The organism is Cellvibrio sp., from assembly GCF_053579595.1.
In genome coordinates this window covers 1-8,335 of record NZ_JBRFPI010000196.1, presented here as the reverse complement: position 1 = coordinate 8,335, position 8,335 = coordinate 1, and the positions used below count along the sequence as shown (strand labels likewise).

Sequence of the window (8,335 nt, the reverse complement as noted above, 5' to 3'; positions counted from 1 at the left end):
GCGATAAGATCTCAGGCCCCCTGCTCGACCCCATCGACATGCACGTGCCAGTCCGCAGCCTTCGCCAGGGTGAATTACAAAACAAAACCCAGGGCGATAACAGCAGTGTGATCCGGGCGCGGGTGGAACAGGCGCGCGCGCGACAAATCGCGCGGCAGGGTAAAGCCAATCACCAACTCAGTGCACCAGAGCTGGAGCACCACTGCGTATTAACCGAAGGCGATAAGGCGCTGCTGGAACAAGCGATTAACAAATTGGGTTTATCGACCCGCGCTTATCACCGAGTGCTGAAACTGGCACGCACGCTGGCCGATATGGCAGCGCGCGATAATGTAAACACTGTGGATATCAGTGAAGCACTGAGTTACCGCACCCTTGATCGCCAGAGCAGTAATCAATAAAGATTAATTGAGCAGCAGATGTTGGTGTGATGCCGACATTTGCAGCCAGTTGATAATTTCAGCGTAGGATTTGGGTGCAGAAAAATAATAGCCCTGCATTAAATCGCAGCCCATTTCCTTAAGCCATTCTTTTTGCTCTTTGGTTTCTACACCTTCAGCGACAACTAGCTTCCCAAGATTGTGTGCAAGCGTAATCATGGCCGATACCAAACGTTTATCGGTATGGCTGCGATTTAATTCCTGCAAGAAACTCAAATCGATTTTTACCGTGCTGATCGGCAAGCGCTGTAAATGCAGCAGCGATGAATTGCGCGCGCCAAAGCTGGCGAGTAAGAAATTAATACCAAAAAATGACAGCGGCCGCATGCATAACGAAACCAGTTCAATATTGTCAGCAAAAACTGTTTCGGAAATTTCAAATTCGATATCGCCAGGCTGAATATCGTTGTCAGCAAAAATGCGGGCAACTTCGTGCACCAGATTGTCATCTTTAAATTGGCGCATGGATAAATTGATCGCCATCATCAATGGACCATCCCAAAACTCCTGTAACAATTTTAAATCGTTGCACGCCTGGCGAATGGCCCAATAACCCAACGCGTTGATGATGCCTGTCTCTTCAGCGGTGGCGATAAAATCACTCGCATTTAAAATTCCCATACCGGGTTTGTCCCACCGCAGCACTGCTTCAAGGGCGATCACCTTGCCAGTACTCACATCCACACGCGGAGTGTAATGCAGGACAAACTGCTGTTTTCTAAGGGCTGCGCGCAAATCGGACTCAAGCCGCAATTGACGGCGTACGTCCTGGTTCATCATTTCGGTAAAAAAGCGATAGCTACTGCCGTCTTCCTGTTTGGCTTTGTACATCGCCATATCTGCATGCTTAAGTAATGTGTCGGCATCGCGACCGGCTTGCGGATAAATCGCAATGCCAATACTGCAACCCACCACCACTTCATGGCCATTAATTTCGGCGGGCTGTTCAATTGCCGCGATAACTTTTTCAGCGATGTGAGCAACATCAGTATTGACCGCAATTTTTTGCAACAACAACGTGAATTCGTCGCCACCCATACGCGCGACTGAATCGCTGCGACGCAAACACGCATTTAATCGCTCGGCACAGATGCGGATAATCGCATCGCCCGCATCGTGGCCAAAATTGTCGTTCACTTGTTTAAAGCCGTTGAGGTCGATAAACATCAGCGTAAAACTGGCGTTGTCGCGTTCGGCCAAATTAATCGCATGTTCGAGGCGGTCGCGGAATAAAATGCGATTGGGCACATCGGTGAGCGGATCGTAATGCGCGAGGCGTGTGAGGTGTTGTTCGGTTTGTTTGCGCTCTATGGCATAGCGCAGGGTGCGCTCTAATAACAGGTGATCGATTTGGCCTTTAATTAAATAATCCGCCGCGCCCGCGCGGATAGCTTCGCGGTCAACTTCGGTTTCCATTTCATCCGTCATCACCACAATGGGTGTCTGACAGGCTTGCACGCGCGCCGCATTGAGCAGGTCGCGGGCGTTGGTGTCGCCCCAGTAATAATCGAGCAGCGCCACATCAAATTCTTGCGATAAAATTTTATTGAGTGCGATATCCAGCTGGTCGCACCAGACAAGTTCGTACTCTACTTGGCGAATATGTGACAAAACCTCGGCAATGAGCAGGTACTCGCCCTGTTCACGGTCGATAAATAAAATTTTTGTCTTATTCCCCATCTCTCCCGATCCCTTTTAACTCGCGTTTTTATCCGAGTCGTTTGGCACTAATTTTTGCACCCAAAGCACAACAATGGTAACAGTCGCTTCAGGCAAACAAAACGCTTGCTATATAACAAATAACCGCTACAAACTTTCCGCGCTGAGCTTGTGGTTATAGCGTCCAAGATCGCCGTTGCAAGCGCAGGCGGGCTTGTTAGAATGCTCGCCCATCTGCTCAAGGCCGCCACTGTGACCCAACTCAACCCCCGCCAAAAAGAAGCCGTGCTCTATATTGATGGCCCCTGCCTGGTGTTGGCCGGTGCGGGCAGCGGCAAGACCAGTGTGATCACGCGCAAGATCGCCTACCTGATTGAGCAGTGCGATATGCCCGCGCGTCACATAGCCGCACTGACCTTTACCAATAAAGCTGCACGCGAGATGAAAGAGCGCGCCAGCAAACTGGTCAAAGGCAGCGCCTCCAGAGGCCTGACGGTTTCCACCTTCCACAACCTCGGCTTGAACATCATTCGCCGCGAGCACAAAAGCCTCGGTTTCAAACCCGGCTTCTCCATTTTTGACTCTGAAGATGCCCGCTCGCTGCTCAAGGAGCTGATGCTCAAAGAGGGCGATCTGGATAACGACCATATCGATCTGGTGCAAAACCAAATCTCCAACTGGAAAAATGATCTGGTCAATCCGGCACGCGCCTTGAGTATGGCGCAAAGCCCCGGCGAGCAGACCATCGCAATTATTTACAAGCGCTACAACCAGGCGCTGCGCGCCTATAACGCGGTGGACTTTGACGACCTAATCCTGATCCCGGTCGAGCTATTCCAAACCAATGCCGAGGTGCTCGCCCGTTGGCAGCGCAAAATCCGCTACCTGCTGGTGGATGAATACCAGGACACCAACTCCAGCCAGTACTTGCTGGTTCAGCTTATCGTCGGCAACCGCGGTGCACTCACCGTGGTGGGCGATGACGACCAATCCATCTATGCCTGGCGCGGTGCGCGGCCGGAAAACATGAGCCTGCTCAAGCAGGATTACCCCAGCTTGCGGGTAATCAAACTGGAACAAAATTACCGTTCCACCAGCCGCATCCTGCGCGTAGCCAACCATCTGATCGCCAACAACCCGCACGAATTCGACAAGGCGCTCTGGAGCGAGATGGGCCTGGGCGATCCAATCCGGGTAATCCGCTGCAAAAACGAAGAGGCTGAGGCCGAGCGCGTAGCTACGGAGATCATCACCCAACGCTTACAGAAGCAATACAAATTCCGCGACTTTGCCGTGCTCTACCGCGGCAACCACCAGGCGCGTCTGCTGGAGATGAAACTGCAACATCACCAGATTCCCTACAAGATGAGCGGCGGTTCATCGTTTTTTGGCAAAACCGAGATCAAGGATGTCATGGCCTACTTGCGCCTGATCGTCAACCCGGATGACGACAACGCTTTTTTGCGCATCATCAACACCCCGCGCCGCCAGATTGGTACCAGCACCCTGGAAGCCCTGGGCGGTTATGCGAGCGAACGCGAAATCAGTTTATTTGCTGCTCTCGATGAGCTGGGCTTACAGAGTCGCATTCCCGAGAAAAACCTGGAACGTTTGCAGCGTTTTGCGCACTGGATCAAACAAGTTGGCGAGAATTGCCGCGGGGACAATCCCGTCAGCGCAATCCGTGAAATGCTCAGCGACATAGACTACGAAGGCTGGCTGTACCAAAATTCCAACACCCCCAAAGCCGCCGAAAAGCGGCTGGAGAATGTATTTTATTTGGTCGAGTCACTGCAAAAGAGCCTCGACAAAACTGCCAATGACGATGAAGACGAAGAGTCGCGCATTGAGGACGCCATCGCCAAATTGGTGCTGCGCGACCTGATGGAGCGGCAGGAAGAAGAAGACCTGAGCGACCAGGTACAGCTGATGACTCTGCATGCCTCCAAGGGTCTGGAGTTCCCCCACGTGTTTATGGTGGGTATGGAAGAAGACTTGCTGCCGCATCGCAACAGTATTGAAGACAATAATATTGAAGAAGAACGACGCCTGACCTATGTGGGTATCACCCGCGCCCAGCGCACCCTGAGCATGACCCTCGCGGGCAAGCGCAAACAGTTTGGCGAGATGAGCGAAACCACCCCCAGCCGCTTTTTGGATGAGCTTCCAAGAGAGGATGTGGAATGGGAAGGCTTTGGCGAGCAGAGCGAGGCCAAGAACCTGGCCAAGGGTGAAGAGACCTTATCCAGCCTGCTCAACCTGTTCGACTAAAACTGCGCTCAATACCTCTACCGCAAAAACAACAAAGGCGACCCAAGGTCGCCTTTGTCACATCGCCGCAGCCGATTACTTGCTGCCATCGATCATATAATCCACCGCACTTTTTATTTCATCATCGCTACAAGCGGCACACATACCCTTGGGTGGCATGGCATTGAAACCGCCAATCGCGTGGGTATAGAGTATATCTTTACCTTTGGCCGCACGTGGCGCCCAGTCAGCAGCGGTACCGTATTTAGGCGCGCCCATAACACCTGCAGAGTGGCAGGTAGTGCAGAAACCCGCATACACATCCTTGCCGGACTTTGGACCTGCTGCTGCGGCAGGTGCCGGGGCGGCAGCACATTCATCACCCTGCATACAGGTGCTGCCCACAGGAGCAATGCGCGCCTGGACTTCATCGTCATTGGCAACGGCAGTACCGCTCACCATCGCGGTCATTAACAGGATTCCGAACAATTTTTTCATGTGGCTCACGGCGTTTTCCTCGTTAGTATAAGGCCGCTGAAACTCTGTTCCAGCATGCCCGTTGTAAATTCGGGGGGATATCTGGCGATCTTTGGGCGCGCATTATAGCGGCAAATACCCACACAGGCGATGGCAGTATTTAATAGTCGTTACAAGAATCTTATGGCGATTTGATCTGCCACAACCAACTGTTATGCTTATTGCCACGACTTATACCTCCGCATAGGATTCTGGCCGGTATGGAATATAACAGCGTCACCTTTGTTGCCTACTTTAGCGCTGCAGTCGTTTCTGCCCTGCTGACAGCTACCTATTTGTTCCAACTGGTGCGCAAACAAAAAACCTGGCTATTTGCCGGGGCTGCCGCTGTGCATACGCTGCATCTCGGCGCTATCGCCATGTCATTTTCGGAACAATCCATTCCGCTCTATCTGCTGATCATTTTTGAATACCTGCATTTTAATGCCTGGGTGTTCTGCATCGGCCTGAGCCTCAAACACAATACCCAGCGCAGACAACTACCCACCAGTCTGCAGCTGCTATTTAGCGGGGGCTGGCCGATTACCGCATTGGCGATCGCCATGCTGTTTATTCCCAATATGAACCAGGCGGGTTTATCGGTGTGGTTCGCTCTGGGCTTAGCCGTTATCGCACTGGTCAGTGTTGAGCAACTCTATCGCTACGCTGCCGAGAATGATCGCCAGATCAAATTACTGTGTATGAATCTGGCGGCGATTTTCCTCTACGACATCTATCTATTTACCCACGCACTCATCTTCAAAGGGCTCGACCCTATGCTGTGGCAGTCGCGCGCGGCTGTCTCCATCGCCACTTGTCTGTTTATGGCACTGGGCGGCATGCTGCTATTGCAGCGTAATGACCGCCCCGCAAACTTCAACCTCTCGCGCCCGATCGCCTTTTACACCACCTCATTGGTGGGTGTGGGCGTATTGATTACCGTACTTTCGCTCGGCGGTTACTACGTGCGCTTGTACGGTGGTAACTGGGGCACCGTCTTTTATAGCTTGTTGTTGGTCGGCGCGGTATTACTGATTGCGACTGTGTTCATATCCAGCCGTATACGTATGAAGTTATCGGTGTTGATCAATAAACACCTGTTCCGCTACAAATACGACTACCGCAACGAATGGTTGCGCCTGATCAACTATCTCGCCCAACCGGCAGAGGCCAGTGAGGTCAACCAGCGCGCCTTTTTCGCCGTTGCCTCTACTACCAAGGCACCCAGCGGAGCCATCTGGCTGCGCAAACAGGGTTTTTACGAGCCGGTCTATCGCGCTAACTTGCCTAATTTTGTCGATCTACAGGAAGAGCCGGTTGATAGCCCCTTCTGCCGCGCCTTTATTGAATCCGAGTGGGTATTTATCCCCGATAGCGGCGACAACGAAGCACTCAGCCAGCACAATGAATTGCTGCCCCATTGGGCGCACAACATCCCCGACCTCTGGCTAATGTTTCCCTTGATTGTTGGCGAGGAGTTAGTGGGTTTTATGGCGCTGACCAAACCCGGTGGCGATGAAACGCTCACCTGGGAAGACCTGGATTTGCTCAAAACCATGGGGCGCCAGATCGCGAGCTACCTCAAGCGCCATCAACAGGCGGAGCAATTGGTGGAAGGCCGCCAGTTTGATACCTACAACAAGCTGGTCGCGTTTATTATCCACGACCTAAACAATTTGATTGCGCAGCAGGCACTGGTAGTGCGCAACGCCGAAAAACACAAAGGTAATCCAGCCTTCTTTGAAGATGCGATCAAAACCATCAGCAACTCGGTGGATCGCATGAACAACCTGCTCAGAAAGCTGCGCCGCGATGACTCGGATCTGGTGAAACGCCTGTCGATTACCGAGGTAGTGCAGCAGGCCATCAACGAATGCCAGCGCAGCAGCCCAACACTCACGGCGGAAATCCAACCCAACTATCGCACCATTAATGCCGATCAAGTGCGATTAGTGATGACCATCACCAACTTCATCAAAAATGCGCAGGAAGCCACGCCTGACAGCGGAAAAGTTCATGTTACACTGCAAATCAATAACAACTCGGCCGTTATCGTCATTGCAGATACCGGCTCGGGTATGGATTGGGATTTTATCCACAACCGCTTATTCAAACCCTTTGAGACCACCAAATCCGGCAAAGGCATGGGCATTGGCGTCTACCTGTCGCGCGAATATATTAGCGAGCTGAGCGGCACATTGAATGTCGCCAGTGAGCCGGGCGAAGGCACCACTATTACCATTACCCTCCCGCTGAACAAGGATTAGCGCACACGCATGAGTAAATCGACCGTTTCCAAACCCATCTTATTGATTGTCGAAGATGACACTGGCCTGCAAAGCCAATTGCGCTGGCATTTTGACCAATACGAAACTGTCGTCGCCGACAACCGCCAGGACGCCATAGCCGCCCTACGCTTGCATGAAGCCGCCGTGATTATCCAGGACTTGGGGCTGCCGCCCGATGAGGACGGCGTCGATGAAGGCTTTAAATGCATCCAGGATATTTTGCGCATTTCGCCCAATAGCAAAGTCATTGTGATGACTGGCAAAACCGACCGCGACAACGCCCTGCGCGCCGTTGCCATGGGCGCCTACGATTTCTATCAAAAGCCGGTAGACCCCAACACGCTCGATTTAATTGTGCAGCGCGCCTTCCATATCCACGAACTGGAAGACTACAACCGCCGCATCAGTTTGTCGCAGCAGGAACCGCTCGAGGGGCTAATTACCAATGATCCCCAACTGCTGAAAATTTGCCGCCAGCTCGAAAAAATCTCGCCGACTACCGTCACCTGCACCCTGCTCGGCGAAAGCGGAACCGGCAAAGAAGTAATGGCGCGCGCCATTCATCAATTGAGCCCGCGCAAAAGCAAACGCTTTGTCGCCATCAACTGTGCGGCGGTGCCCGAGAACCTGATCGAAAGCGAACTCTTCGGTTACGAAAAAGGCGCGTTCACTGGTGCCAACAAAACCACCATCGGCAAAGTAGAAACTGCTAATGAGGGAACCCTGCTTCTCGATGAAATTGGTGATATGCCTCTCAATTTGCAAGCAAAGCTTTTGCGCTTTTTGCAGGAGCGGGTTATTGAACGCGTCGGCGGACGCTCCGAGATTCCTGTCGATCTGCGCGTGATCTCCCCCACTAACAAAAACCTTCAAGAAATGCTAAAAGCCCGCAGCTTTCGCGAAGATTTGTTCTATCGTATTTGCGAAATGACAGTGATGATTCCGCCGCTGCGCAATCGCCTCGGCGACAAGGTCTTGCTAGCGCGCCATTTCAAACTCAAATTTGCCAAGGAACACGGCCAGAATGTCACTGGCTTTACCCCCGACGCCATAGCCGCAATAGAAAATTATTCCTGGCCAGGCAACATTCGCGAGATGGAAAACAAAATAAAACGCGCAGTGATCATGGCCGATGGAAAGCACATCACGCGCGAAGATTTAGGCCTGGCTGAAGCCGGGGAC

At 52.4% G+C, this 8,335-nt stretch carries 6 protein-coding genes; 4 read left to right on the top strand and 2 right to left on the bottom strand.

What is annotated here, in order from left to right:
* The coding region (locus ACWA6V_RS12840; RefSeq protein WP_449522860.1) for a magnesium chelatase subunit ChlI family protein at nucleotides 1–401 on the top strand (401 nt) is incomplete at its 5' end.
* 3 nt (nucleotides 402–404) lie between these two features.
* Here the strand turns inward: ACWA6V_RS12840 and ACWA6V_RS12835 are convergent.
* Nucleotides 405–2,120 carry a putative bifunctional diguanylate cyclase/phosphodiesterase gene (locus ACWA6V_RS12835; RefSeq protein WP_449522859.1) on the bottom strand — a complete coding sequence of 572 codons (1,716 nt, stop codon included), beginning with the start codon at nucleotides 2,118–2,120 and terminating at the stop codon, nucleotides 405–407.
* 231 nt (nucleotides 2,121–2,351) lie between these two features.
* Between ACWA6V_RS12835 and rep the strand changes: the two genes are divergently transcribed.
* Nucleotides 2,352–4,370, top strand: a complete 2,019-nt coding sequence (gene rep, locus ACWA6V_RS12830) for a DNA helicase Rep (RefSeq protein ID WP_449522862.1) — start codon at nucleotides 2,352–2,354, stop codon at nucleotides 4,368–4,370.
* A 75-nt stretch (nucleotides 4,371–4,445) separates the two neighbouring features.
* On the opposite strand, the gene ACWA6V_RS12825 is transcribed toward rep, so the two are convergent.
* Complete coding sequence (locus ACWA6V_RS12825) at nucleotides 4,446–4,847, bottom strand: c-type cytochrome (RefSeq protein ID WP_449522861.1); 402 nt, start codon at nucleotides 4,845–4,847, stop codon at nucleotides 4,446–4,448.
* A gap of 239 nt (nucleotides 4,848–5,086) precedes the next feature.
* Between ACWA6V_RS12825 and prsK the strand changes: the two genes are divergently transcribed.
* Entirely contained in the window at nucleotides 5,087–7,132 is a 2,046-nt protein-coding gene (prsK, locus tag ACWA6V_RS12820) for an XrtA/PEP-CTERM system histidine kinase PrsK (protein ID WP_449522858.1), read from the top strand.
* Nucleotides 7,133–7,141: 9 nt separating this feature from the next.
* Nucleotides 7,142–8,335 (top strand): PEP-CTERM-box response regulator transcription factor (prsR, locus tag ACWA6V_RS12815; protein ID WP_449522857.1); only part of this gene is annotated, 1,194 nt, incomplete at its 3' end.

Coding starts and splice junctions, on each gene's coding strand:
- ACWA6V_RS12835 (WP_449522859.1), bottom strand. CDS start 2,120: ATGGGGAATAAGACAAAAATTTTATTTATCGACCGTGAACAGGGCGAG.
- ACWA6V_RS12825 (WP_449522861.1), bottom strand. CDS start 4,847: ATGAAAAAATTGTTCGGAATCCTGTTAATGACCGCGATGGTGAGCGGT.
- prsK (WP_449522858.1), top strand. CDS start 5,087: ATGGAATATAACAGCGTCACCTTTGTTGCCTACTTTAGCGCTGCAGTC.